The 24,980-nt window shown below is 55.9% G+C and carries 24 protein-coding genes and 3 tRNA genes; 22 read left to right on the top strand and 5 right to left on the bottom strand.

The window, feature by feature from the left end; all coding sequences use genetic code 11:
• Positions 1-59 precede the first annotated feature (59 nt).
• The gene (locus ACH3PB_RS08840; protein WP_416399094.1) at positions 60-578 is read left to right on the top strand and encodes a copper chaperone PCu(A)C; all 519 of its coding nucleotides are present in this window, start codon (positions 60-62) and stop codon (positions 576-578) included.
• A gap of 34 nt (positions 579-612) precedes the next feature.
• Here ACH3PB_RS08840 and ACH3PB_RS08835 read toward each other — a convergent pair whose 3' ends face one another.
• The 5 genes from ACH3PB_RS08835 to ACH3PB_RS08815 form a co-directional block, all read right to left on the bottom strand.
• On the bottom strand, positions 613-2,238 hold the full coding sequence (locus tag ACH3PB_RS08835) for a carboxyl transferase domain-containing protein (protein ID WP_416399093.1): 1,626 nt from the start codon (positions 2,236-2,238) through the stop codon (positions 613-615).
• 12 nt (positions 2,239-2,250) lie between these two features.
• Entirely contained in the window at positions 2,251-3,387 is a 1,137-nt protein-coding gene (locus ACH3PB_RS08830; protein ID WP_416399435.1) for an isovaleryl-CoA dehydrogenase, read from the bottom strand.
• Positions 3,388-3,456: 69 nt separating this feature from the next.
• On the bottom strand, positions 3,457-3,861 hold the full coding sequence (locus tag ACH3PB_RS08825) for a MerR family transcriptional regulator (protein WP_416399092.1): 405 nt from the start codon (positions 3,859-3,861) through the stop codon (positions 3,457-3,459).
• Positions 3,862-3,998: 137 nt separating this feature from the next.
• On the bottom strand, positions 3,999-4,253 hold the full coding sequence (locus ACH3PB_RS08820; protein WP_416399091.1) for a hypothetical protein: 255 nt from the start codon (positions 4,251-4,253) through the stop codon (positions 3,999-4,001).
• 106 nt (positions 4,254-4,359) lie between these two features.
• The gene (locus tag ACH3PB_RS08815) at positions 4,360-5,166 is read right to left on the bottom strand and encodes a type II secretion system protein N (protein WP_416399090.1); all 807 of its coding nucleotides are present in this window, start codon (positions 5,164-5,166) and stop codon (positions 4,360-4,362) included.
• A gap of 115 nt (positions 5,167-5,281) precedes the next feature.
• Between ACH3PB_RS08815 and gspE the strand changes: the two genes are divergently transcribed.
• The 21 genes from gspE (at position 5,282) to ACH3PB_RS08710 (ending at position 24,965) form a co-directional block, all read left to right on the top strand.
• Positions 5,282-6,811: a type II secretion system ATPase GspE gene (gspE, locus tag ACH3PB_RS08810; RefSeq protein WP_416399089.1), complete on the top strand. Its 1,530-nt coding sequence runs from the start codon at positions 5,282-5,284 to the stop codon at positions 6,809-6,811.
• On the top strand, positions 6,811-8,034 hold the full coding sequence (gspF, locus tag ACH3PB_RS08805) for a type II secretion system inner membrane protein GspF (protein WP_416399088.1): 1,224 nt from the start codon (positions 6,811-6,813) through the stop codon (positions 8,032-8,034). Before gspE ends, gspF begins: the two co-directional genes overlap by 1 nt.
• 43 nt (positions 8,035-8,077) lie before the next feature.
• On the top strand, positions 8,078-8,557 hold the full coding sequence (gspG, locus tag ACH3PB_RS08800; RefSeq protein WP_416399087.1) for a type II secretion system major pseudopilin GspG: 480 nt from the start codon (positions 8,078-8,080) through the stop codon (positions 8,555-8,557).
• Between the two features lie 5 nt (positions 8,558-8,562).
• Positions 8,563-9,150, top strand: a complete 588-nt coding sequence (gene gspH / locus ACH3PB_RS08795; RefSeq protein WP_416399086.1) for a type II secretion system minor pseudopilin GspH — start codon at positions 8,563-8,565, stop codon at positions 9,148-9,150.
• Positions 9,150-9,527 (top strand): type II secretion system minor pseudopilin GspI, encoded by a 378-nt coding sequence (gene gspI / locus ACH3PB_RS08790; RefSeq protein ID WP_416399085.1) that lies wholly within the window; start codon positions 9,150-9,152, stop codon positions 9,525-9,527. The genes gspH and gspI overlap by 1 nt, the downstream gene beginning before the upstream one ends.
• Complete coding sequence (gspJ, locus tag ACH3PB_RS08785; RefSeq protein ID WP_416399084.1) at positions 9,524-10,408, top strand: type II secretion system minor pseudopilin GspJ; 885 nt, start codon at positions 9,524-9,526, stop codon at positions 10,406-10,408. Before gspI ends, gspJ begins: the two co-directional genes overlap by 4 nt.
• A complete protein-coding gene (gspK, locus tag ACH3PB_RS08780) occupies positions 10,405-11,499 on the top strand; it encodes a type II secretion system minor pseudopilin GspK (protein WP_416399083.1) in 1,095 nt (364 codons plus the stop codon). The genes gspJ and gspK overlap by 4 nt, the downstream gene beginning before the upstream one ends.
• Positions 11,500-11,504: 5 nt before the next feature.
• Positions 11,505-12,998 (top strand): type II secretion system protein GspL, encoded by a 1,494-nt coding sequence (gene gspL / locus ACH3PB_RS08775; protein ID WP_416399082.1) that lies wholly within the window; start codon positions 11,505-11,507, stop codon positions 12,996-12,998.
• Positions 12,995-13,519, top strand: coding sequence for a type II secretion system protein GspM (gene gspM / locus ACH3PB_RS08770; protein WP_416399081.1), 525 nt, complete (start codon positions 12,995-12,997; stop codon positions 13,517-13,519). Before gspL ends, gspM begins: the two co-directional genes overlap by 4 nt.
• 99 nt (positions 13,520-13,618) lie before the next feature.
• The gene (locus ACH3PB_RS08765) at positions 13,619-14,293 is read left to right on the top strand and encodes a GNAT family N-acetyltransferase (protein WP_416399080.1); all 675 of its coding nucleotides are present in this window, start codon (positions 13,619-13,621) and stop codon (positions 14,291-14,293) included.
• Positions 14,293-15,666, top strand: a complete 1,374-nt coding sequence (gene gorA / locus ACH3PB_RS08760) for a glutathione-disulfide reductase (protein ID WP_416399079.1) — start codon at positions 14,293-14,295, stop codon at positions 15,664-15,666. The genes ACH3PB_RS08765 and gorA overlap by 1 nt, the downstream gene beginning before the upstream one ends.
• 119 nt (positions 15,667-15,785) lie before the next feature.
• Positions 15,786-15,860 (top strand) — tRNA-Gly (locus ACH3PB_RS08755).
• A gap of 41 nt (positions 15,861-15,901) precedes the next feature.
• Positions 15,902-15,975: transfer RNA gene (locus ACH3PB_RS08750), tRNA-Cys, on the top strand.
• A gap of 43 nt (positions 15,976-16,018) precedes the next feature.
• Positions 16,019-16,105: transfer RNA gene (locus tag ACH3PB_RS08745), tRNA-Leu, on the top strand.
• Between the two features lie 114 nt (positions 16,106-16,219).
• On the top strand, positions 16,220-17,308 hold the full coding sequence (locus ACH3PB_RS08740; RefSeq protein WP_416399078.1) for a calcium/sodium antiporter: 1,089 nt from the start codon (positions 16,220-16,222) through the stop codon (positions 17,306-17,308).
• Between the two features lie 176 nt (positions 17,309-17,484).
• Positions 17,485-18,768 carry a methyl-accepting chemotaxis protein gene (locus tag ACH3PB_RS08735; RefSeq protein WP_416399077.1) on the top strand — a complete coding sequence of 428 codons (1,284 nt, stop codon included), beginning with the start codon at positions 17,485-17,487 and terminating at the stop codon, positions 18,766-18,768.
• A gap of 13 nt (positions 18,769-18,781) precedes the next feature.
• Positions 18,782-19,093 carry an STAS domain-containing protein gene (locus ACH3PB_RS08730; protein ID WP_416399076.1) on the top strand — a complete coding sequence of 104 codons (312 nt, stop codon included), beginning with the start codon at positions 18,782-18,784 and terminating at the stop codon, positions 19,091-19,093.
• A gap of 3 nt (positions 19,094-19,096) precedes the next feature.
• Positions 19,097-20,872: an ATP-binding SpoIIE family protein phosphatase gene (locus tag ACH3PB_RS08725; RefSeq protein WP_416399075.1), complete on the top strand. Its 1,776-nt coding sequence runs from the start codon at positions 19,097-19,099 to the stop codon at positions 20,870-20,872.
• A gap of 56 nt (positions 20,873-20,928) precedes the next feature.
• Positions 20,929-21,294 carry a response regulator gene (locus ACH3PB_RS08720; RefSeq protein WP_416399074.1) on the top strand — a complete coding sequence of 122 codons (366 nt, stop codon included), beginning with the start codon at positions 20,929-20,931 and terminating at the stop codon, positions 21,292-21,294.
• A gap of 27 nt (positions 21,295-21,321) precedes the next feature.
• Positions 21,322-23,124, top strand: a complete 1,803-nt coding sequence (locus tag ACH3PB_RS08715) for a chemotaxis protein CheA (RefSeq protein WP_416399073.1) — start codon at positions 21,322-21,324, stop codon at positions 23,122-23,124.
• Between the two features lie 131 nt (positions 23,125-23,255).
• Entirely contained in the window at positions 23,256-24,965 is a 1,710-nt protein-coding gene (locus tag ACH3PB_RS08710; protein ID WP_416399072.1) for a methyl-accepting chemotaxis protein, read from the top strand.
• The last annotated feature ends 15 nt before the right edge of the window (positions 24,966-24,980 follow it).

Below are 24,980 nucleotides of genomic sequence, written 5' to 3'. Positions count from 1 at the left end.
GCACGACCTATCGAAGCCGCACCTTGTGCGGCTTTTTTTGTTCTAAAGGATTGTAATATATGAAGAGATTTCCTGTGACAGCGGCGCTGGCGAAATTCCGCTTGATCGTGTCGGTGCTGCTGCTTATCGCCGCTGGCAAGGCCGTGGCTCACGGTGCCAGCGAGGCGGGATTGACGATTAGTCATGCCTGGACGCGATCTGTGCCCGTGGCAGGTCTGAACGGCGCTGGGTATGTGACTATCAGCAACAGCGGCGAGCAGGCCTACAGACTTGTCGCCGTAGAGACTGAAGTCGCAGCACAGACTTCATTGCATGAATCTGTGACCTCTGAGACAGGTATGATGTCTATGAAGCCGCTACCGGAGGGCGTCCTGATTCCGCCGGGAGCGACTGTAGAGCTGGCGCCTGGTGCGGTGCATATCATGTTTATGAAGCTGGTTTCGCCGACGACGGCCGGTGAGCGTCTTCCGGCAACTTTTGTATTCGAGCCTTCTGAGGTGTCTGGGCAGACACCCATTCGTCTCGATTCCTGGTTTGCTGTCCAGCCGGTCAGTGGTGAGTCGCACGCCCACCATTAGGCAGGCGCCATCCAGTTCGCGATGGCAGGTGCAACTAACGATAGGCGGCTACACCCTGGCGTCTCTCGCGCATGCCGTCGGTCGCTTCTCCAGGCTCGAGATCAAGAGCAAAGCGTAGTATGGCTCGGGTGTCGGCGGGATCAATGACGCCGTCGTCCCATAGCCGCGCCGAAGCGTAGACGGTGTCCGATTGCCGTTCGAACTGTCGTCGGACCGGCTCTTCTATCGCCGCTTTCGCTTCTGCATCGAAAGGTAGGCCCTTTTTGGCAAGTGCTTCGGCCTTCACTGTCGATAATACGCCTGCTGCCTGATCCCCGCCCATCACCGAGATCTTTGCACTGGGCCAGGTCCAGAGAAACCGCGGATTGTAGCCTCGACCGCACATCCCGTAGTTCCCGGCACCAAAGCTGCCACCAATGATGATGGTGTATTTGGGCACAGTTGCGCAGGCGACCGCCATGACCATTTTGGCACCGTGCTTGGCGATGCCGCCCTGCTCATGCTCAAGCCCGATCATGAACCCGGTGATGTTCTGCAGGAAGATCAGTGGGGTATTGCGCTGTTCGCAAAGCTGGATGAAGTGCGTGCCCTTGAGCGCCGACTCGCTGAAGAGCACCCCGTTATTTGCGAGGATGCCGACACGGTGGCCCCCGATTTCAGCAAAGGTGCAGACAAGCGTCGGCCCGTAGAGCGGTTTGAATTCATCGTGTACCGATCCGTCCACAATGCGCTCGATTATCTGTCTGACGTCGAAGGGTGTCCGAAAATCTGCGGGTACGATGCCTCGAAGCTCTGCGGGATCGAACAGTGGTTCAGTGATGGGAACCGGCTGCTGAGCCGCATCGATTTTTCGCGGTAGACCAGCATGACACAGAATGCGGCGGGCAAGCTGTAGGGCTTCAGTGTCGTTTGCTGCAAGATGATCGGCCACACCTGATATCGTGGCATGCATCCGTGCGCCGCCAAGTTCCTCGCCATCAACTTCGGCCCCGGTGGCAGCCTTCACCAAGGCTGGACCGGCAAGGAATAGTGAGCTTTGCCGTTCAACCATGATGCACTCGTCGGCCATCGCGGGCACATAGGCGCCACCCGCCGTGCAAAAGCCCATGACGACCGCAATCTGCGGAATACCCTGCGCTGAGAGATGAGCCTGTTTATAGAAAATGTGGCCGAAATCTTCCTTGTCGGGGAAAACCTCGTCCTGGAGGGGTAAATGTGCGCCGCCCGAGTCCACCAGATAGATGCATGGCAGCCGGAATTCTCCGGCAATTGTCTGCGCCCTGATGTGTTTTTTGACGGTGAGCGGGTAGTAAGTCCCGCCTTTGACGCTGGCGTCATTGGCTACAATCATGCACGCAAAGCCGGAGACGTAGCCGATGCCCGCAACCACACCGGCGGCGGGGACTTCGTGCTCATAGACCTCATGAGCGGCGAGTATGCCTATCTCCAGAAAAGGCGAATCGTGATCCAGCAGCTGCGCTATGCGCTCACGACAGAGCAGCTTGCCTTTGTCCCGCTGTTTTGCCTGGGCTTCTGCGCCACCACCCTCACGTATTTTTGCTTCGAGGGCCTGTATGTAGGCAAGGCGCTGCGTCATTTGCTCGAGGCGTGCGGACGCGGCTGAGGCTGTTGTCGAAGCAGGTGTGCGGCTTTCTGTCATGTCACCGTCCCCTCAGGCCGTCTCGTTGAACAGTTCGCGGCCTATCAGCATGCGTCGCACCTCCGATGTGCCAGCGCCGATTTCGTAAAGTTTGGCATCCCGCAGCAGACGTCCGGCAGCGTAATCGTTGGTGTAGCCGTTACCACCGAGTATCTGTATCGCATCAAGCGCCATCTTCGTGGCGTTTTCTGCGCAGAACAGTATCACGCCGGCAGCATCCTTTCTCGAAGCTTCTCCGCGATCGCAGGCTTGCGCTGTTGCGTAGAGGTAGGCGCGGCTGGCATTGAGCTGGCTATACATATCGGCCAGCTTGCCCTGGATCAACTGGAAATTGCCAATGGCCTCGCCAAATTGCACCCGTTCGTGGACATATGGAATCACGATATCCATACAGGCCTGCATGATGCCAAGCGGGCCCGCAGCCAGGAGAACCCGTTCGAAGTCGAGGCCGCTCATGAGTACCTGGACGCCGCGATTCGCCTCGCCGAGAATATTGGCAGCTGGCACATCGCAATTATCGAATACCAGTTCACAGGTATTCGACCCGCGCATGCCGAGCTTGTCCAGCTTGGCCGAACTCGAAAAACCTTTCATGCCGCGCTCCACGATGAAGGCCGTTATGCCTTTCGAACCCGCGTCTGGATTTGTTTTCGCGTAAACCACCAGAACGTCGGCGTCGGGGCCATTGGTAATCCACATTTTCGTGCCGTTGAGCCGATACATCTCGCCATGCCGTTCAGCTTTGAGCTTCATGCTGACGACATCACTACCGGCGAGCGTCTCACTCATGGCCAGGGCGCCTACATGTTCCCCGCTGACCAGCTTTGGCAAATAGCGTAGGCGCTGCTCCTGCGTACCGTTCTTGTCGATCTGATTGACGCAGAGGTTTGAGTGCGCACCGTAGCTGAGCGCTATGCTGGCAGAGCAACGGGAAATCTCTTCAAGGGCCAGGCAGTGGGCGAAGTAGCCCATGTCGGCGCCACCGACATCTTCACCAGCCGTGACACCAAGCAGGCCGATGCGCCCGAGTTCCTGCCAGAGTTCGTTGGGAAAGGCGTTGTTTTTATCAATCTCGGCGGCGATGGGCGCAATTCGCTCCCTCGCAAAGCGACGCGCAAGTGTCTGCAGTTGAGCCTGATCCTCGCTCATGGGGAAGCGAAGGGTAGGGTAGTCGGCCTGGTAGGTCATTGTTGTTTTATTCTCCCGCGAATTTCGCGTTTAGTTGGCTGTGGATCCTGGCATGGCTTGCCGAACGCGCTGTTCGGCTGCGTCAAGTTCCTGCTCCAGGACCGCAATATCCTGCTTTTGCCGCTGCAACTGTTGGCGATGCTGAGCGATGAGCTCGAGAAAACGCTGCAGCTGCTCGGTGTTGTCGGAGTCAGCGTTATACAGCTCGATAAGCGACTTGGACTCCGCAAGACTGAAGCCAAGACGCTTCCCGCGCAGGATCAGTTTGAGCCGAACCCTGGCCCTCTCACCGTAGTGCCGTGTCCCGTGCGATTCACGAGACTCTGGCTCCAGCAGCCGTTCAGACTCATAGAAACGAATGGTGCGAGGTGTGATGCCAAATTCACTCGCCAGGTCGCTTATCGTGTAGAGCCGGGATTGATTCTTCAGGGGCATTCAGGGTCCTGTACACCACTCTGGCGCAGTTGACGTTAACGTAAACTGTAAAACGCCGGCGTAAGGAGGTCAAGTGGTGTTGCAAAGGCGAATTGGCAGGCGGGCGGAACCAGGAGGTGTGGCGAAATGGTCCGGTACTAGAAGGCAACGATCACGTTGAGATCTTGCGACGGTAGCGACTGGGCACTCTGGCGGCCGCCGCTGTGGCTCTGATGAACTTTGCGCTCGAGCAAGGAGCCCGGCCAATCTTCACCAAGATGGATGGGCTGTGTCTGAATGCTTCGCTGGTTCGCCTGACGCGCTGAAATTTCAAAAGTCAGGGTGGCCAACACGATCAGGACACTGAACAGACTCAGTACTATCGACATCTTGATACGGCGATGGGGGAACATGGTAATCCACGACAACAAACTGGTTAAAAGAGTATATCCAGCAGTGCAGGGGATCACTTTATGAGAATGGTATCGCTATGTTACAGATCGTAGGCTTTCAACGGCACTATTGAGCCTGCGATCGAATGGTTTCACGCATTTTCTGCAGTCGGTCTCGGATTTCCGCTCTACGAGCCTCTTCAATTTCGCTTACAGCCTCAACAGGCGGGGCAGGAATGGCATCCGGCACTTCATAGCTGCCGGCATCGAACTGCTCGCCTGGTATCGGTGCGCCCTCATCGGGCATGACTTCCGGCGCATATTCGTTGATCTCCTGAACTTCCGGCTGGTACACAGGTACCTCGGCTGACTGATCGTAGGCTGGCTCCTGGTACTCCTGCTCATAACTCTGGTTATAGCTGTCGTCTGGGGGAGAGTAGGCCTCGACGCTGCTACCACTGCCGATTTCCTCAGGGAAGAACAGGTTTTCGAGTTGGCCGCTTCGGTCGATGACAACACGGTTGGCATAAACCGAGTGAAGGCTGGCATTGCCGGGCATGCTTTCCCCGACTCTGAAGAAATCGGTAATCCGGTCCGGACCTTCGATAAGGGCACCGCCCACGTCGTTTGCGTCTGACGAAGAGATGCCCCGCAGGGTCAGCTGGAGATTTGTTTCTGGCAGCTCTTCAGTGGTCTGCACCGGCGCCTCGGTTTTGGCAGTGGGGCTACCGAACAGATTTAGGCCGAGCAACTGTCGCACAGGCCGCTGTACGACTGCGTTGTTTCCCTGGGCGCTGATGGCAACTGGTGAGCGCTGAAGCTGCTGATAGTCGCGCCACAGTGCGAGCGAATGAGATGTCAGGTAGACTGCTGCGCCTACTACGATTAAGGTCGTGAGCAGCCAGGGCAGCCATTGTTGTAGTCTTGAAGGCATCAAGCCCGCCTGAATTTAAGGGTTTACGAAAATTTTAAGACTGTGACGCAGAACATCGAACGCGCCTCAGCTATGATTAGTATACTCTAGCCGTCGAAATAGCTTACACAAAACTATGCCAAACAACAGCCAGTCACAAGCCTTTGCAACGCCGGAACGGGAAGCGGTTAACATCTATCGCCTGCCTTTTAACTTTGCCAAGCGCCACGGAATCTTTATTTCGCAACCTGATGAACAGACAGGGCGTCAGCTCATACAGTTCAGACCGCCACTCAATCCACAGGTTTTCGCCGAGGTTAACCGGTTTTCCGGTGGGCAGTGCGAATTCAGGGCAGTCAATGCCAGTGAGTTCGATGAAGCGCTGGGTCGTGCCTATCAGAATGACAGTGCCGAAGCCATGCAGATGGTCGAGGGGCTTGGTGACGATATGGATCTTGCCAGTCTGGCAGATTCTGTTCCCGAGACCGAAGACCTGCTCGAGCAGGAGGACGATGCCCCGATCATACGGCTTATCAATGCCATCCTGACCGAAGCTGTCAAATCAAGCGCCTCGGATATTCACATCGAAACCTACGAAAAGGATCTGGTAGTCCGCTTCAGGGTGGATGGCGTGCTCCGCGAGATCGTGAAACCGAAGCGCGCACTCGCACCGCTGCTGGTCTCGCGTATCAAGGTTATGGCAAGGTTGGATATCGCCGAGAAGAGAATACCTCAGGATGGTCGAATTTCGCTGCGCGTTGGTGGCAAGGAAGTCGACATCCGGGTGTCCACCATGCCTTCGAGCAATGGCGAGCGTATCGTGCTTCGATTGCTCGACAAACAGGCAGGACGCCTGCAGCTCGAACGCATCGGGATGTCTGAGCGCGATCTCAAACTCATGCGCAAGACCGTTCACCGGCCTCACGGCATCATGCTGGTTACAGGGCCTACCGGTTCGGGTAAAACCACGACGCTCTATGCTGCGCTGAGTGAGATCAATGACCGCTCGCGAAACATCCTCACTGTCGAAGATCCAATCGAATACAACCTGCCAGGCGTCGGGCAGACCCAGGTAAACACGAAGGTCGACATGACCTTTGCGAGGGGGCTCCGGGCCATCCTGCGCCAGGACCCCGACGTGGTGATGATCGGTGAAATTCGGGACCTTGAAACAGCAGAAATAGCGGTACAGGCCAGTTTGACTGGTCACCTTGTGTTATCCACCCTTCACACCAATAGTGCAGTGGGTGCGGTTACGCGACTCATGGATATGGGCGTCGAACCGTTCCTCATTTCATCGTCGTTCGTGGGCGTCATGGCTCAGCGATTGGTCAGAACACTTTGCGAGCACTGCAAGGAAGCGTATTCACCGGATGCCGAAATCTGTGACTTCCTGGATGCGGATCCGGCCAATCCACCTCGAATCTATCGGCCGACAGGGTGCCCCGAGTGCAATCAGCTCGGCTACCGTGGGCGTCTGGGGATCTATGAAGTGATCGAAGTTGATGAAGGCATGCGGCAGCTGATACACAAACAGGCTGGTGAAATGGAAATGGAAAAATATGCGCGTGCCCGCGGGCCGAGTATCCATGCCGACGGTGTGCAGAAAATCTTGCAGGGTGTGACCTCTGTTGAAGAAGTACTCCGCGTGACGCACCGCGAATAATGGCAGCCTTCGATTACAAGGCACTCGATGCCAAGGGCAAGAACCAGAAGGGTACCCTCGAAGGCGATAGCGCCCGACAGGTTCGACAAATGCTGCGTGACAAGGGCTGGATGCCGGTCTCTGTCGAGCAATCGAGTGATTCGCAGGCCAAGAGCAAGACCAAGGGTAGCGTCAGGACTCGCAGCAACTCGCTGAGTACACCCGATCTCGCGCTGCTGACCCGTCAGCTTGCCACCCTCATTCAGTCAGGTATTCCGATTGAGGAGTCGCTCAGTGCAGTGGCTTCGCAGAGTGAGAAGCCCAAGGTCAAGAGTATGATGCTGGCGGTACGCTCGCGCGTGCTCGAGGGCTATTCTCTGGCTGACAGTCTGAGCGAGTTCCCGAAGGCGTTTCCTGACCTGTACCGGTCCACCGTTGCAGCGGGGGAGCACGCAGGTCACCTCGAGCTGGTCTTGAACCGGCTCGCGGATTACACAGAGCAACAGCAGATCTCCAGGCAGAAGATCAAACTGGCCGCGATCTACCCGATCATACTTTCAGTTGTAGCATTTGGTATTGTGGGTTTTCTGCTGGCTTATGTTGTGCCGGACATCGTCAAGGTGTTCGTAGACAGTGGTCAGGAGCTGCCGCCGCTGACCCAGGTTATCCTCACGCTCAGTGACTGGATCGTCGGCTATGGCATTTACCTGATCATCGTGATCGCGCTGCTCGTTTTCGGCTTTACGGCAATGATGAAGCGGCCCGACTTCAAGATGAAGATACATCGCTCGATGCTTCACGTCCCGGGGCTGGCCAAGATGGTTCGGGGACTGAATACAGCCCGCTTCGCCAGTACCCTCAGTATTCTCAACAGTAGCGGTGTGCCGCTTGTCGATGCCATGCGGATTTCGGGCGAAGTACTCGACAACCAGTGGCTCAAGCGACTGGTGGCCGAAGCCTCTCAAAAGGTTCGGGAAGGTGGTAGTCTGCACCGTTCACTGGATCAGACCGGTTACTTTCCACCGATGATGATCCACATGATCGCCAGTGGTGAGGCCAGTGGTCAGCTGGGCGAAATGCTGGAGCGGACGGCGGCCAGTCAGGAAAATGACCTCCAGGGCAAGATCGCCACGATGATCGGCATGTTCGAGCCCTTCATGTTGCTGTTCATGGGTGTGGTTGTGCTCCTGATCGTCATGGGTATCATGTTGCCGATACTGAGCATGAGTAATCTCGCCGGATAGTCTTCCGTCGATTAAAGCAAATCAAAGACAAAGGAAAATGGTAATGAGATTTCAGCACCCCCCGGTGTCCAGAGAACGTCGACCAGCGCTAGCCCAGTCGCGGCAGCTCGGTTTCTCGCTGATCGAGATCATGGTGGTCATGATCATACTCGGCATGCTTATTGCCGCGGTTGCGCCTCAAATTCTGGGTAGGACCGATCAAGCGAAGGTGACCGTGGCCGAGCAGGATATTCGCACCCTCGAACAGGCCTTCGACATGTACAAGCTCGATAACCATACTTATCCCAGTACCGATCAGGGTCTGCAGGCGCTCGTTTCAAAGCCTTCCGGCTTCCCCGAAGCGAAAAACTGGAATCCCGAAGGCTATATCAAGACTCTGCCAAAGGACCCGTGGGGGAATGACTACAACTACGTCTCTCCAGGTCTGAACGGTCCCTATGATGTGTTTTCCTACGGTGCTGACGGCCAGGAAGGTGGTGAAGGCTACAACGCCGATGTCGGCAACTGGGCCAGCAGCGAATAATTCTGGTGACAGTCCGCTGTTCGAGGCTGTGTAAGCAGAGCGCTCTGCGTGAGCGCGGTTTTTCCCTCATTGAACTCCTTGTAGTCATGCTGTTGATCTCGCTGGTCATCGGTGCCGTGACGCTGGTGCCCGGCGGCAACGCGCAGCGTCGCGAGCTCGACCAGGCGGGCAGGCAGCTGCTTGCCACGATGCAGCTGAGCCGTGAAGAGGCGGTCTACCAGAACATGGAGATCGGTCTCGAAATCAAGGAGGACGGCTTCAGCTTCCGCGGCTATTCCGAAAAGGAGCAGAAATGGATCGAGCTGCCGCAGGGCTTTATGCAACCCAAGCCCTTTCCCGACTGGCTCGAGGCCGAGTTCAAGGACGCCACCTCCTTTTTCGAGCTGAAGCCGCCCGAGCAGGATGAGGTGCGCATGTACGGTGAGGAAAAGGAAGACTTGTTCCTGCCCCAGATCCTTTTTCTCTCCAGCGGGGAAGTCACGCCTTTTACCCTGACGCTTAGAATCAGCAGCGATGCGGACGCCCAGGTCGTCCTCAAAACCGATGGCCTCGCACCCATCGAGATAGTCAGAGATACGGACGAAGAAGACTGATGAAGCAGGCTGCTCAAGGCTTTACGCTGATGGAAGTGCTGGTCGCCCTGCTTATTTTTGCGGTCACCTCTGCTGCCATTGTCAAAGGGACGGCCGTGCCGCTCAAAGCGCAAGAGCGTCTGGAGCAGAAAACGCTCGCGAGCTGGATTGCCAGTAATGAGCTGGTGATGCTGAGCGTCGAGGAACAGTTGCCACCAGCCGGCGTAGTGAAAAAAGAGGTGAGTTTTGCGGACCGCCAATGGCGAGTGACAAGAACGGTCAAGATCCCGGCGGAAAAGCGGCTGCGAGAAGTCACTATGGACGTCGCTTTTTTAGCAGGCGGCGGCTTGAACGAAGTTCCTGTATTCAGTCTCATCGGCTTCCTCGGTGAGCCATGATGCGTATTAAGGCACCTGCGCACGGCTTTACGCTGCTCGAGATTCTTATCGCCATCACCGTAACTGCGATCATTGGTACCGGCACAGCAACGCTGCTGAGTCAGACCATTCGCGTCAACGACACGCTGGAGCTTCGTGGCGCCCAGCTGCGCAGCCTCCAGCTGGCCGATTCGGTCATCAGCCGAGATTTCAAGCAGATCATTGCCAGACCAGTCCGAGATGGTTTTGGCGACCTTCAGCCAGCCGTTCGCACCACAGACACCATGTACGATATCCAGTTTACCCGCACTGGCTGGCGGGATCCTCGGCAGCTGCTCCAGAACATCAAGGATTTAGAGCAGATTCCTATTCGGAGTGAGTTGCAGCGCGTCGCCTATGCGGTTGAGGAAGAAGAGCTCATTCGCTATTACTGGTCGGTACTTGACCAACCACAGGACTCGGAGCCCGTGAGACAGGTACTCATGACGGATGTCAGTGATTTCACCATCCGGCTGCTGGACGATGCCAACGAATGGCAGACGGACTGGCCAACTGCGGCGCAGCTGGGCTCTGGCAAGGTCGATATCAACACGACGGTTCCTCGAATAGTAGAGGTCACGTTCACTCATAAAGTGTATGGCAAGTTGCAGCGCCTGTTTGCATTGGCCGGATTCGAGCAGCCGGCCGTGCCCCAGAATGCGGGTCAGCAGGCTCCTGGCGCGACCACACCTGGCGGCAATGAGGGGCAGAATCCAGGCGACCAGAGTCCTGGCGACCAGAACGGCCAGAATGGTGGCAGTCAGGTGCCCATCGATGGCAGCCAGTCCGGCGGTGGGTTTCAGCCGGAAGGTGAGGGTGGCGCAGGGCAGGTTCCCATAGATTCAGGTGGCTTCGACCAATGATCCGTTTCCGTACAGTCACTGGTGCGTCGCAACGCCAGCGCGGTGTGGCGCTGATACTCGTGCTACTTGTCGTCGCTCTCGGTACAGCCATTGTCACCGCCATGCGCACCACGGCAGAAATCAGCTTTGCGCGCACCGCTAACGTGCTCATGCAGCAGCAGTCTGTGGAGTTTGCCCTGGCGGGCGAGACCTATGCGCGACTGCTGCTCAAGAAAGACCTGGAAGAGGACAAGAAGACCGGCGAGCTGGTGGATTTCGATGTCGACAACAAGGCCGACCCGCTTAATGAGGTCTGGGGCGTACGGGCGGTACAGATACCCATCTCGTTGACCTCTGGCATCGAGGGCCAGATTGATGACCTGCAGGGCCGTTTCAATATGAACAGTCTGCTGAAAGTCACAGGGGGGCGGGACGCCAGTGGCGCTTTGCGAACGACGGTGAATACCCTGGCGTTGGAGAAACTCAATCGGCTGCTCGATAGTCTCTACGACGATGAAGGCTCAATTCAGCGGCCGCCAGAGTTGCACCGGGAGCATTTTGTCGACTGGCTCGATGACAATCAGGACTCACTGAACTTCAAGGGCGCCGAGGACTATGAATACCTTGGTAAGGTGCCGCCATACCGAACAGGTGGTACCTGGTTCAGAGATATGACCGAGCTCTGGCTCATCGAAGCGATGACACCGGAGGTCTATCGGGCGCTCGAGCCCCACGTGGCATTTCTGCCCTGGTGGGTGACCCAGGTGAATGTGAATACGGCAACCGTACCAGTGTTGATGGCCACCCTCTCGATTCCACGGCAGAATGCCGAGGAAATTGTGGCCGAAAGGCTCAAGCTTGGTGGCTTCAAGGATCTGACCAAGGACTTTCTGAGCTTGCCTGCATTGGCCGGTAAGGGAAGTACGTCACAGGACCTGACGTTGGCGAGCAGTTACTTTCAGGCTAGTATAAGGTCTATAAACGAAGACAGTATCATGCGCCTGCTTTCGACGCTGTATCGTGACCCCAACGACGGCTCAACGCTCGTGCTGCAGCGTGATTACGGCAAGAAATTCGAGCTCACCAAACAAATAGCAATTCTGGACCAGTAGCCTATATGAGTATCCAACTTTTTGTACGACCTGTTGATCCCCATCGGGATCAGCTCGCACCGGTCTCGCCGAAGCCGGATGACGAACAGGTCTACGAATGGGCGCTGGTCGATTTTAGCGGCCATGAGCTCTCTGCTGGTGTGGATACCTTCGAAGGGATCATGCAGCTGACAGAGCAGCAGAACCTCGAAGATGCACTGTTATCGTTCATCATGCCTTCGCAGCATTTCGGTTATGTGCTGGCGAAGCTGACGCCCAAGCAGGCGCGATACATGCAGCAGGCATTGCCGTTTGCTGTCGAGGAGTTGATCGCGGAGGATATCGAGTCGGTTCATCTGGTTGCCGATGCCCGGGTCAAGCTGGGTGACGAGAGTGGCTTCCCTACCTGGGTCTGCCGCCGCAACCTGTTTGCAAGCTTCTATAATGAGGCGATGCTGAAACCTGTGCCGCTGGACTCGATCACTTGCGAAGCCGCCATTGTGATCGCCGCACATGACAGCATCGTGAAAGCTGCTGGTGATGACCCTGACAAGGGGCAACACATTCATTTGTTCTTCGATCAGCTTGGTGCATCAGTAGGCGACGATGGATTTGCGAACAGCTTGCCCGTCAATACGCTGATCTGTGCCCCCGGTCGCATGGCGACTTCTGTACCTGCCGAATCGGTTGAGCTCGTTATCGACTCTCTGAGCACCTTTGGACAGGCTGAGAGCGAGAAGCCTGAGGGGCTGACGGCGTCAGTCGAGCAGAGTCTGCAGGATGCCGATGCGGCGGAACTCGGCCTCTCCGCTGGCGGCAGCGATGTCACGCTGCATGTCACCATTTCGGATGCCATGGCAGAGCGCTATGCTGTATTGCTGACCTCACTCGAGAGTCATCCTGGCTTTACCGTCAGGGTGCATCGCCACCAGGCTTCACCATTTACTGTGCTGTGTGACTATGCCACCCGCTTCCCCGTGGCGAATTTCTGTATTGGACCGTACAAGGCCCAGGCCGACGGTCGTAGTACTGGACTGAGCCAGTGGAAGCCCGTGGCCATGGCTGCCGGTCTCGTGTTTCTGGTGCTACTCGGTTTTAATGGCGTACGGGGCTTCTTCTACCAGCAGCAGGCCGAGCAGCTTCAGCAGGAATCGTTGGCGCTCTACAAATCGATATTCCCAGCCGACCGCCGTGTGTCGAATCCGCGGCGCCAGATGGAAGGCCGGATCAGAAACGCCAACACAAGTTCTGCTGCGACTGATTTTCTGCAGATGCTTGGTGAGGCCGGGTTTCGTTTAAGCACCCAGCCCAACAGCAGCAGCATGAGTTTCAGCAATCTGCAGTACAATGCGCAACGCGGCGAGCTCGCTGTTGAAGTGCGCGCAGCCGCTCTTGGCCAGATCGACCAGTACAAGACAGCCTTGAATCAGGCAGGCTATCAGGTCGATATCGGCTCTGCGATCAAGGAAGCCAATGGTGTCAGAGGCAAGATAACGCTACGTGGAGCGCCCGGGGCATGATGAACAGATTACTCGACAAGAGCCCGGCACTGCGTTCGGCACGTGCCAGCTACCTCAATCTATCGCGTCGCGACCAGCTTGCGGTGCAGCTGTTGGGCGTCGCCCTGGCTGCCTTCCTCGTCTATGCGCTGATCTGGCGTCCCGTCGCAAGTTATGCAGATGCAGCAGAAGCTGCTGCACTTCAGGAAAAAGCAGCGCTGGTGTGGATGAAGGAGAACGAGGCCAAGGCTCGCTCTGTCGCCACTACACTGGGGGCCGACTCATCTGCCGGACTCCCGCAGGGACAATCGTTGATCTCTGTCATTGGTAATTCGGCACGCAACTTCGATCTGGAGCTGCAACGCTTCGAGCCACGCGGCGAAGACCAGGTAAACGTCTGGCTCGACAAAATCGAATTCAATCAGATGATGCTCTGGCTCGAGACTTTGCGGGAGCAGAGCGGTATTGTAGTTTCGCAGATCAATGTCGATCGAACAGATGTCAGTGGTCAGATCAGCGCCCGAATCTCGTTGACCCTTTAATGGGGCCAGATTCGGCCATATGAACTGTAGTCTCGCGGCCGGCACTGATATATCGTTACCCGCTCATTGAGTCAGCTGAACAACAGGTAGGGCACATTCATGGCGGATTTCCTGGACGTGGAAACCGAAGCGCAGTTTGACGAGAAGCTCGAGGCAGTCGCCCAGCAGGAGCCGACGATCGTCAGGCTGCACAGCAGCGCGATTCCTGAAGTGAAGTCCCTGCTGTATCACGCGTACCGACACGAGCCGACATTCAAATATCTTTTCGAAGCCTCCCGGCCTGGTTACGAGCAGCGAGTCAGAGCGACGCTCAGGGAAGGGTTAAAGCTGCATTTCGAGCATCAGCAGGACGCAATCGGCCTGCTTGATCACGATGTGCTGGCGGCGGTAGCCCTCATAGGCGCGCCCGAACATCGTTTCAATCTTGCCGACCAGCTAAGCTGGCGGCTCAGGATGATGATGACGGCCGGCATCTCAACTACCAAGCGCTATCTCGATTACCATGGCCAGATCCGGCGCTGTTTCCCGGATGACCTCTATCATCACCTGCCATTCATAGGCGTGCATCCCAAATACCAGAGCCGTGGCTATGGCCGCCTGCTCATGGAGACCATCGAGGGCTTCTGTGCTGAATCACCGCGCAGCTCAGGAATCGGTCTTGATACCGGCAATGCACGCTATTTGCGATTTTATGAGAGTCTGGGGTATGAACGTATCGGCGAAGTCCGCTTCGACAATATCACCGAGACTGTACTCTTCAAGCGAGTTGTATAATGTATGATCTCTTAGTAATCGGGGCAGGATCTGGCGGTGTGCGTGCGGCGCGAATGGCCGCTGCATTCGGCGCCAGAGTTGCTATCGCAGAAGACCGCTTCTATGGCGGAACCTGTGTGAATGTGGGCTGCGTGCCCAAGAAACTGTTCATGTACGCGTCCCATTACGGTGAAGATTTTGCTGACGCGGCAGGCTACGGCTGGTCGGCAGGACAGGTCGATTTCGACTGGCCGACGCTGGTGGCCAATAAGGACGCTGAAATCAATCGTCTTAAGGGCATCTATCGCAACATGCTGGTGCAGGCCGGGGTCGACGTGATCGATGGCCGCGCACATTTTGAGTCCAATAATGAAGTCAGCATCGAGGGGCAGCGGTACCAGGCGAAAAACTTTCTCATAGCGAGTGGTAGCCGCTCATTTCTGCCTCACTTCCCAGGTTCCGAATTCGTCAGCCTGAGTGATGATCTGTTCTCTCTGCCAGCCCTGCCCAAGCGCGCCGTAGTTGTTGGCGGTGGCTATATTGCCGTCGAGTTTGCTGGCATTCTCAACGGTCTGGGTGTCGAGGTCACACTCCTGCATAGAGGGCCGCAGCTGCTGCGACGCTTTGATATCGATATCAGGCAGGAGCTGCATCGCGAATTGGCGGAGAAGGGCATCCGACTGCTGCTCGAACGCCAGGTTCATGAAATCAGTGAAGTCTCTGATGCGGAACAGGCGCAGGGGCGCTTGAAGCTCGATCTCGGGCACGACGAGGCCGAGTTCACCGACCACGTATTCTACGCCACCGGCAGGGTGCCCAATAGTGATGCTCTGGGCCTTGAAAACACCGAGGTCGAGACCGGTGCCCGCGGTGAAGTATTGGTGGATGAGCGGTACCGAACTGCGGCTGCAGGCATATACGCCGTTGGCGACGTGATTGATCGGGTGCAGCTCACGCCGGTTGCGCTCGCAGAAGGCATGTTTGTGGCAAGGAGCCTCTTTGGTGGTGAAGACAATCCGCCAAGGGCCATCGACTATACCCAGATTGCTTCGGCGGTATTCTCGCAACCCAGTGCAGCCAGCATCGGGCCCTCCGAAGAAGAAGCGAGAATGAAGTATGCTGATATCAGCATCTTCCGCAGCAGTTTTCGCCGACTGAAGAATACCCTGAGCGGCAATCCAGAGCGTACGCTGATGAAGCTGATCGTCGAAAAAGCGACTGACAAAGTGATCGCCGCCCATATGGTGGGCCCGGATGCGGGCGAAATAATTCAGGGGCTGGCAGTGGCAATCAAGGCTGGAGCGACGAAAGCGCATTTTGATAGCACTATTGGTATCCACCCCACGAGTGCCGAGGAATTCGTAACAATGCGCACGCCGGTTGAGCCAACGTAAAAGGCCGAGTTTTATGCTTGACACCGGGGTGCAAAAAGGTAGAATTACGCGCTCTGAAACGTTGTAGGCATAGCACCTCGAACGAGGTCACCACAAGGCTGCGGCGGTTAGATAGTTTAGCGGGAATAGCTCAGTGGTAGAGCACAACCTTGCCAAGGTTGGGGTCGCGAGTTCGAATCTCGTTTCCCGCTCCAGATTTTGCTGAACCCCGAGTCTCTCGGGGTTTTTAGTTTTAGGCGCGGTGGCAGAGTGGTCATGCAGCGGACTGCAACTCCGTGTACGCCGGTTCGATTCCGACCCGCGCCTCCATTCTTACGTTAGATTTAGATACAGGTGCAAGCCTGTTGTTCCTGCCCGGATGGCGAAACTGGTAGACGCAAGGGACTTAAAATCCCTCGGAGGCAACTCCGTGCCGGTTCGATTCCGGCTCCGGGCACCATTGAATCATTCTTCAACTAATACCTCCAGATAGTTCTCCCGTAGTCTTTCTCGTGGCAAACTGCCGCCTCGCGCGCACGCGCTCATCCTGTCCGAGAAAGGAGTTCTGTTGATCATGGTAATGACCATTGTATATCTGATTGGCGGTCTGGTACTGCTGGTGGCGGGGGCTGAGGTGCTTGTCCGAGGTGCGGCCAGACTGGCCGGTATCTTTGGTATTTCGCCACTGGTGATCGGTCTCACTGTGGTCGCTTTTGGCACGAGTTCACCCGAGATGGCTGTGAGTGTTCAGTCCGCCTACGCAGGGAAGGGCGATATTGCCATTGGCAATGTCATAGGCAGCAATATCTTCAATGTGCTTTTCATCCTCGGCCTGTCGGCCATGATTATCCCGCTGGTTGTCTCCCGCCAACTGATTCGCCTTGATGTTCCCGTCATGCTTGGTGCCAGTGTGCTAGTCGTGGCGCTAGCCTTTGATGGTCAGCTCGGGCGCTTCGATGGCGCGATCCTGTTCGGTCTCGTGATCATCTATACCACCTATCTAGTCATCAGTAGTCGGAAGGAGCAGGCTGCTGCTGCCAGCGACGAGTTTGTCGATGAATATGGTCTGAAGGAGAAGCCTGGCCAATTCGCCTGGCTGGTTAATGTCGCTTTTATTGCTGTGGGCCTGGCTTTGTTGCTGCTGGGTTCCGATTTCCTGGTGACAGGCGCCGTTGATCTCGCTCGAGCTTTCGGTCTGTCTGAACTGGTCATTGGCCTGACCGTAATTGCGGCGGGCACTTCGATGCCGGAAGTTGCTACATCCGTCATGGCGGCCATCAAGGGTGAACGTGATATCGCCGTGGGCAACGTCGTGGGCAGCAATATCTTCAACCTGCTGTCTGTACTGGGACTGGCTTCACTGGTGTCACCAATTCCGCTTTCCGTGTCACCAAGCGCATTGGCATTCGACTTCCCGGTCATGATCGCCGTGGCGCTCGCTTGTCTGCCGATTTTCTTTTCGGGCTACGTGATCAGTCGCTGGGAAGGTCTGCTTTTCTTCGCTTACTACATTGCGTATACCGCTTACGTGGTCATGTCGGCGACTGAAGCACCTATGACCGCTCAGTTTACTGACGCCATGGTCTGGTTCATATTGCCTCTGACGGCGGTTACGCTTCTTGTTGTTGGCGTAAGATCATTGCAGGCCCAGCGGCACAGCTGAGCCGAATTTGCCAGCCGGTTCGCTCGCACACAGCATGCGGGCGAACCGTGTGCTCATATCGCAATTTAGCTCCCGAAATTTTATTTGTACTGCATGCTTCTCCTCGTTTGACACCCCCCTGATCACATCTAAACTTCGACTAACACACGTCGTCGCCGGCGTGCAATCCCCCTCGTATGACACGCTCAGCCGAGCTTCAAGGTACTGAGCCAGTTCATTTCACGCTGCCATATCGGGCTTACCTTATGACGTCGAATGCCATTGTGATCTTCAAGCGCTATCGGGGCTACGCAGTGTCGATCGTCGTGCTGGCCGTGGTGATCGCTTCGATGGGGTTCATGGGCAGTGCCTATCCAGTGTTTGCGCCCATAGCTCAGGTGGGCTGTCTCATCGGGCTTCTTCTTCTTGTACTGGCCTTGGTCTCGAATGCGGCCGAGCTTGGTACCGCCAGTGGCGTAGCCGAAGACGAGCTCAATGCAGGCACGGAAGAGCTGGGGGTGGGTTATCAGCGTCTCCTGTCTGTCTACCTTGAAGGCCTGAACGATACTTCGGCGGAAGCCAGGCAGATGTCAGATCTGTTGCAGGACTCGGTGCCACCGCTGATGAACCTCTTCGTCAAGCTGAATGAGCACATTGAAGAGCAATCGAATGTCGCGCGTTCGCTTTCAGGGAGCGGGGAGAGTAACAGCGGTGAGCCCGTTTCGAACTTTGAGCAGCTGGTCAGCGATGTCAGCAGAGTGCTCAACAGTTTTGTCGAGGCCACTGTGAGTACCAGTAAGGTGTCAATTCAGCTGGTGGACGTTATGCGTGACATCACAACTGAGGTCGCGAATATTCGCAAGACGATCTCGGAGCAGGACAGCATAGCCAAACAAACCAATCTGCTGGCGATCAATGCCGCTATCGAAGCTGCAAGAGCAGGGGATGCTGGTCGCGGCTTCGCCGTAGTTGCCCAGGAAGTTCAGAGTCTGTCCCAGCGTTCGACGCAGTTCAGTGATCTGATCAAGAAACATGTCAGTGATGTGAGCGGATTCGTGTTGCAGGCCGAGGAGGCTATCAACGGTGTTGCCTCGCATGACATGAATTTCGCATTGCAATCGAAGAAGTCAGTCGAACATCTGATGCAGGAGATCCAGAGCGTAAACGAGCGGCGGTCGCTCGCGACGGATTCCCTGGCCGAGATCGCCCTGGCGGTGCAGGCGGATGTTTCTTCCGTAACGATGAAGATGCAGTTCCAGGATCTGATTGCGCAAATTCTTGTACATCTCGGTGAGCAGATTTCGATTGTCCGGGATTCGGTAGAGCGTCTGAGCGCCGGACTTGAGGGACAGTACAGTGCAGCGCAGCAGCATGAGGTGCTCGATCAGGAGATTGGTCGTGTGAGCGATGCGCGGCAGAACTCGAGAAAAAGTCCTGTAGCCCAGCAGTCCATGAGTGCCGGCTCGATTGATCTGTTTTGAGGAAATGAACACCATGTTTTCATCACGTCTCACTCATTCGGCCCAGGCCTCGGTGCTTGAACTCACCGGGCGGTTCGATTTCAGTACCTATGGCAGTTTCAAGCCTATTCAGGCAGAGCTACTCACCCAGCCGGGTACGAGTAAGATCATCATTGATATGAGCAAGCTGGAATACCTCGACAGTGCAGCGCTCGGTATCCTCCTGTTGATGCGGGAAAAGGCCGCCGAGCGCAACAAGAAGGTTGCACTTCGAGGTGTGCAAGGCATCGTCAGAGAAATTTTAGGTGTGGCGCATTTCGAGAAACTTTTTGAGTACATCGGCTAGACGATGGAAGCGCTCGCTTCTCCGGAAATTTCTGCTCTGAGAGTACTGCTTGCAGAAGATGACCGCATACTTCAGCGCCTGCTCGCTGAGTTCCTGCTGGCACAGGGCCACGAGGTCAGTGTCGTCGGCAATGGCAACGAGGCTGTAGATCGTTACGAGGAGGCAGAGTTCGACCTTGTAATACTGGACGTGAACATGCCGGTGCTAGGCGGCATTGAAGCGTGTCAGCGGATAAAGGCACAGGCCGCGTCGCGATGGGTGCCGGTCATTCTGATCAGTGCCGATGGTGAGGAGCAGGACCTGAGCTTCGGCATTGCCGGCGGCGGTGATTACTATATTACCAAGCCAATCAGCTTTCCTATTCTTCAGGCCAAGATTGTGGCAAGCCGGCGCATTGCAAACCTCTACCAGTCACTTGAACGCACCCATAGCGAACTCGCCGAGTACTATAATCGCAGCAGAGCGGAGAACGACTTTGCCAAGGGCATCATCGAGAAGATGATGAGCTCGAGTTGTGGGCGAGCCCACTCGGTCGACAGTAGCGTCCAGCCTATGGATACCTTCAGTGGCGACCTTGTGGCTACCGAACTCTCACGTTCAGGTCAGGTGTATGCGGTTGTCGCCGATGCGACGGGGCATGGGCTGCCCGCTGCAATGACGCTGATGCCGGCGCTCGAGATATTCTACGCCATGAGCCGGAAAGGCTTCACCGTTTCAACCATTGTTCGCGAGATGAATCTGCGTTTGAAGCAGCGACTGACCGCGGACCGCTTCCTTGCGGCACTCGTGCTCAGCTACGACCCGCACAGCCGAATGCTCGAGGTCTGGAACGGCGGCTGTCCCCCAGGCCATCTGCTTCAACCAGACCACTCCCTGAAGATGAGCTTTCCATCCCGACAACCCCCCTTGGGCATTCTTTCCAATGAGGACTTCAGCTGCACGACCGAACGTGTGCTGGCTTTGGAACACAGCACCTTCGTTGCCTGTAGTGACGGCATCATCGAAGCACGCAACCTGCAGGGTGAGATGTTCGGCAATCAGCGGCTCCTGGACATCATAACAGCACCTGGAACAGAGGGCATTGCAGCTGGTATTCGTCAGGCCTTGACCGACCTGTGTGGCTCTGCCCAGCAGAGCGATGATCAGTCAGTGCTGGTGCTGAAGTTACCAGGTGGTGGCCTGTCATCGGCTAACGCTTTGAAGGATGGCGGTGCGGATCCAGCTGGCTATTGCACTGACTCTGAGCCTTCGCAAGCGGCAAGGCCACTCGGCTCTGTCATGACCGGTGGCTGGAATTTTACTATCGAGTTGACTGGTCCCCAGCTGGGTGAAATGGAGCTGGTTCCGCTCGTGAATAATGTGTTGGATCAGCTGCGATTATCGGCTTCGGTGGCTACAAAGACATATGTGGTTCTCACCGAGCTTATCAACAACGCCATCGACCACGGTGTGCTCGGCCTGGATTCGAGTCTCAAACAGGGGGCACTGGGTTTCGAAACCTACTTCAATCAACGCGAGAAACGTCTGGCTGAACTCACAGATGGCTATATTCACGTGAGCTGTAGCCGAGAGTCTCGTAATGGTAATTCTCTACTGCGCCTGCTGATCAGTGATAGCGGGAACGGTTTTGACTACCGGGCCTATCTCGATGCCACGACTGGCGCCGATACCCGCGCTACCCATGGAAGAGGCATTCGTCTGGTCAACAGCCTTGCGGACTCGATGAGCTTTATCGGCCGAGGCGAAAGTGTAGAAGTTGAACTATACCTAGATCAATAAAGTGTTCCTTAGAACCACGGCGATGTCGCCGCCCCAATTCCTTATCAGAGGCAGTAATGGCCAAGAAAATCATGATCGTAGACGATTCTGTTTCCATCCGTCAGATGGTGTCCTTTACCTTGAAATCAGCGGGTTACGAGACCACTGAGGCGGTGGACGGGGAAGATGCGCTTGGCAAGAGCCGAGCTGGCCAGTATGACGTGGTCATTACCGACCAGAACATGCCCAGGCTCGATGGCATTGGCCTGACAAAAGCCCTGCGTGCATCCTCCGGTTACCGCACGACGCCGATCCTGATTTTGACCACAGAAGCGAGCGATGCCATGAAGGCGCAGGGTAAAGCGGCTGGCGCGACAGGCTGGCTGGTTAAGCCCTTCGAGCCGCAGAAGCTTCTGGACGTGCTCAAGAAAGTTGGCGCTTGAATTCCTCTGTAGGTTAATCAGTCCATCATGTCTATCGATCTCAGTCAGTTCCATCAGGTATTTTTCGAGGAAGCTCAGGAGCACCTGGCAGAAATAGAAAACCAGCTGCTCGCCATGGATCTTGAGACGGCAGATGCGGAGTCACTGAATGCAATATTTCGTGCCGCACACTCCATCAAGGGCTCTGGCTCGATGTTCGGCTTTGTGTCTATATCAGGCTTTACTCATCACCTCGAAACACTGCTGGACAAGGTGCGGCAGCACGAGATCGAATTGTCACAGGACATCATAGACCTGGTGCTCGAGTCGGTGGATATCATTCGAGCCATGGCTGATATCCTTCGCAACGGCGGTGAACCTGACATGGACACCGACGAGCTGGTGCACAGGCTGGAAGCCGCGGGCAACAGCGTAAAAAGCGCCGAGAAGACTGTATCGACAGATGATGAGTTCGGTCTTTTCGAGGACGTTGTGCCGGCAGGGCAAGCCGCTGTAGATGAAGATTTCGGTCTGTTCTCAGATGAGCCGGCCGCTAAGGCGGCTGACGAGTCTGAAGCATTCGGATTGTTTACAGAAGCTGACAGTCAACCAGACACGCCGGCAGCCGATCACAAACCTGCACCGAAGGCTACTGCGAAAACGCCTACCAAGGAATCCAAGGCTAACGTAGAGGCAGCCTCCTTACGAGTGTCGGTCGACAAGGTGGACCAGCTCATCAACCTGGTGGGCGAATTGGTCATAACCCAGTCCATGCTGCTGCAGACTGGCAAGGCGCTTGATCCGGTCAAGCATGAGAAGCATATGAGCGCCCTCATGGCCCTCGAACGGAGTACTCGGGACCTGCAAGAGTCCGTGCTCTCGATCCGCCTGCTCCCCGTCAGCTTCCTGTTCAGTCGCTTCCCCCGAGTTGTGCGAGATCTCGCATCTAAACTGAAGAAAGAGGTCGAGCTGGTGATCATCGGCGAGCAGACCGAACTGGATAAAAGCATCATTGAGCGGCTGACAGACCCACTTGCCCATCTCGTTCGCAACAGCATCGATCATGGAATAGAGCGCCCCGATGAGAGAGTGGCGAGCGGTAAACCGAAGAAGGGCCAGGTCACGCTGTCTGCAGCACATGAGGCTGGGTCGATTCTTATCGAAATCATCGACGACGGCAAAGGTCTGGACCGTGAAAGGATTCTGGCCAAGGCAGCCGAGAATGGCTTGCCCAGTCATGACGCGATGACTGATGGCGAAGTCTGGAATCTCATTTTCCTGCCTGGCTTTTCTACGGCGGAAACTGTTACCGACGTTTCCGGCAGAGGCGTCGGTATGGACGTGGTCAGACGAAATATCCTCGAACTTGGTGGTCGAATCGAGATCTCGTCGGTCAAGGGCGAGGGCAGTCGTTTCAGTGTCCGACTGCCGCTGACGCTGGCGATACTCGACGGCATGATCGTATCGGTCGCAGGCGAAGTATTCGTGCTTCCGCTTGGCGCCGTCGTTGAATCGGTACAACTATTGCCTGAGCGCATCAAGGACGTGCAGGGCAGGAACCCCCTCATGCAGATGCGCGGTGAATATATTCCGCTCATCGATGCAGCCAAGGAGTTTCACATGGAGCGCGCGCAGGAAGCTGAGACAGCAACCGCGGTTGTTATTGAGAGCGAAGGCCGCCGCGTAGCCCTACTGGTGGATGAGTTGCTCGGTCAGCAGCAAGTCGTCATCAAAAATGTCGAAAAAAATTATCGAAGAATTCCAGGGTTTTCAGGAGCTACGATAATGGGCGATGGTAGTGTCGCACTTATTTTGGACGTCAGCTTTCTCATTTCGCATTCTGCTGCTTAACTATTTCTACATATCATTTTTATAGAAAATGCTTTGAGTGCAAAACTGCTCGCAGTAACACCGTCCCTTGGCCTAGAGTGCTTTCCAGTGACGGCCTATATATATTCATCACTGAAGGTCGTGATATCGCCATGAATCTTTATCGTAATCTCCGTCTGTCAGCGAAGCTAGGCTTCGGCTTTGGTCTTCTGCTTGCCCTCATGCTCGGTTTGGGCGTTTTCAGTATTCTTCAGCTTGAAAAAGTCAGCAATACATCGACTGAGATGAAAGAGTCATGGCTGCCAAAGATACGAATGCTGGGCGTCATGGATGTCACGATGAGTGACTTCAGGGTCGCAGAGCTACAGCACATTCAGTCGCTGACCGAACAGGAGATGGCTCCATTCGAAAAGCAGATGAAAGAATACGTGATCTCATTTGAGCAAAATCTGTCAAATCTGGCTCCGCTTCTGGTTTTCGAAGCAGGACGACAGCTGCATTCGCAAATCAAAACCAGTTGGAGAGACTATCTCGCAGCCCATGACCAGGTGATTACGCTCTCACGTCAGCAGAGAAACGACGAGGCGCTGGCGCTGATCCGGGGCGAGTCGAAGGCCTTGTTCGATAAAAGTACGCTAGCCATGCAGCAGCTGATAGATCTCAATGAAGAGGGTGCCAAAGCGGCGAGCGATCTGGGCGATCAGATTTACGCCGATTCCCGCACGCTCATCATTGCTATCATCGCTGGCGGCATATTGCTTGGCATACTCGCAGCCTGGATTATTACCAATAGCATCGTTCGTCCGCTGCGCCGTGCAGTTGCGGTCGCGGAGTCAGTCGCCGCAGGTGATCTTACACAAGATGTTCAGGTCGTCTCGAAAGACGAGACCGGCCAACTGTTGCTTGCGCTGAAAACCATGAACGCCAGTCTGGTCGATATAGTCAGCAACATCAGAAATGGCGTCGAAACCATTGGCAGCGCCTCAGGCCAGATTGCTACCGGCAACGCAGATCTTTCCCAGCGCACAGAAGAGCAGGCTTCGAATCTCGAAGAAACCGCTGCGAGTATGGAAGAGCTGACTTCGACCGTGAGGCAGAATGCCGACAATGCCAAACAGGCTAACGTACTGGCGCAGGGCGCCAGTGAAGTGGCGGTCAAGGGTGGCCAAGTGGTGTCTCAGGTTGTCGATACCATGGCGACCATCAATGAAAGCTCGAAGAAGATTGTTGATATCATCAGCGTCATAGACGGAATTGCTTTCCAGACCAATATCCTCGCACTGAATGCGGCCGTCGAAGCTGCGCGTGCAGGGGAGCAGGGACGGGGCTTTGCTGTAGTCGCGGGCGAGGTTCGAAGTCTGGCGCAGCGAAGCGCCGGTGCAGCCAAGGAGATCAAGGCCCTCATTGGCGCTTCGGTCGAAAACGTCTCCTCAGGCACGCGCCTTGTTGATCAGGCCGGTACCACCATGCAGGAAATCGTGTCCAGTATCCGCCGCGTGACCGATATCATCGGCGAAATTACCGCTGCATCGCTCGAGCAGAGTTCAGGTATCGAGCAGGTGAACCAGGCTGTAACCCAAATGGATCAGGTTACCCAGCAAAACGCGGCGCTTGTCGAAGAAGCGGCAGCAGCGGCGGAATCGCTGCAGGACCAGGCTGTTGAACTCGAACAGACGGTCGCGGTGTTCCGGCTAGAAAATCAGAACGCACGCAAGGTCAGTAAAAAAGCTGTGGCGGCCAAAGCGTCAGCGGCACCGGTCAAGACAGCCATGCCTTCACCCAAGCGTGCCTCGGCGGTGGCCTTGAAGTCTGAAGGAAGCATCGCACGCACTCGTGCTGACGACGAATGGGAAGAGTTCTAGGCCGGCTGAGAGGAC

Source organism: Allohahella sp. A8 (assembly GCF_047946665.1).
GTDB lineage: Bacteria > Pseudomonadota > Gammaproteobacteria > Pseudomonadales > Oleiphilaceae > Allohahella.
The sequence above is the reverse complement of the archived record's forward strand: the minus strand, read 5'-3'. Positions and strand labels throughout refer to the sequence as shown.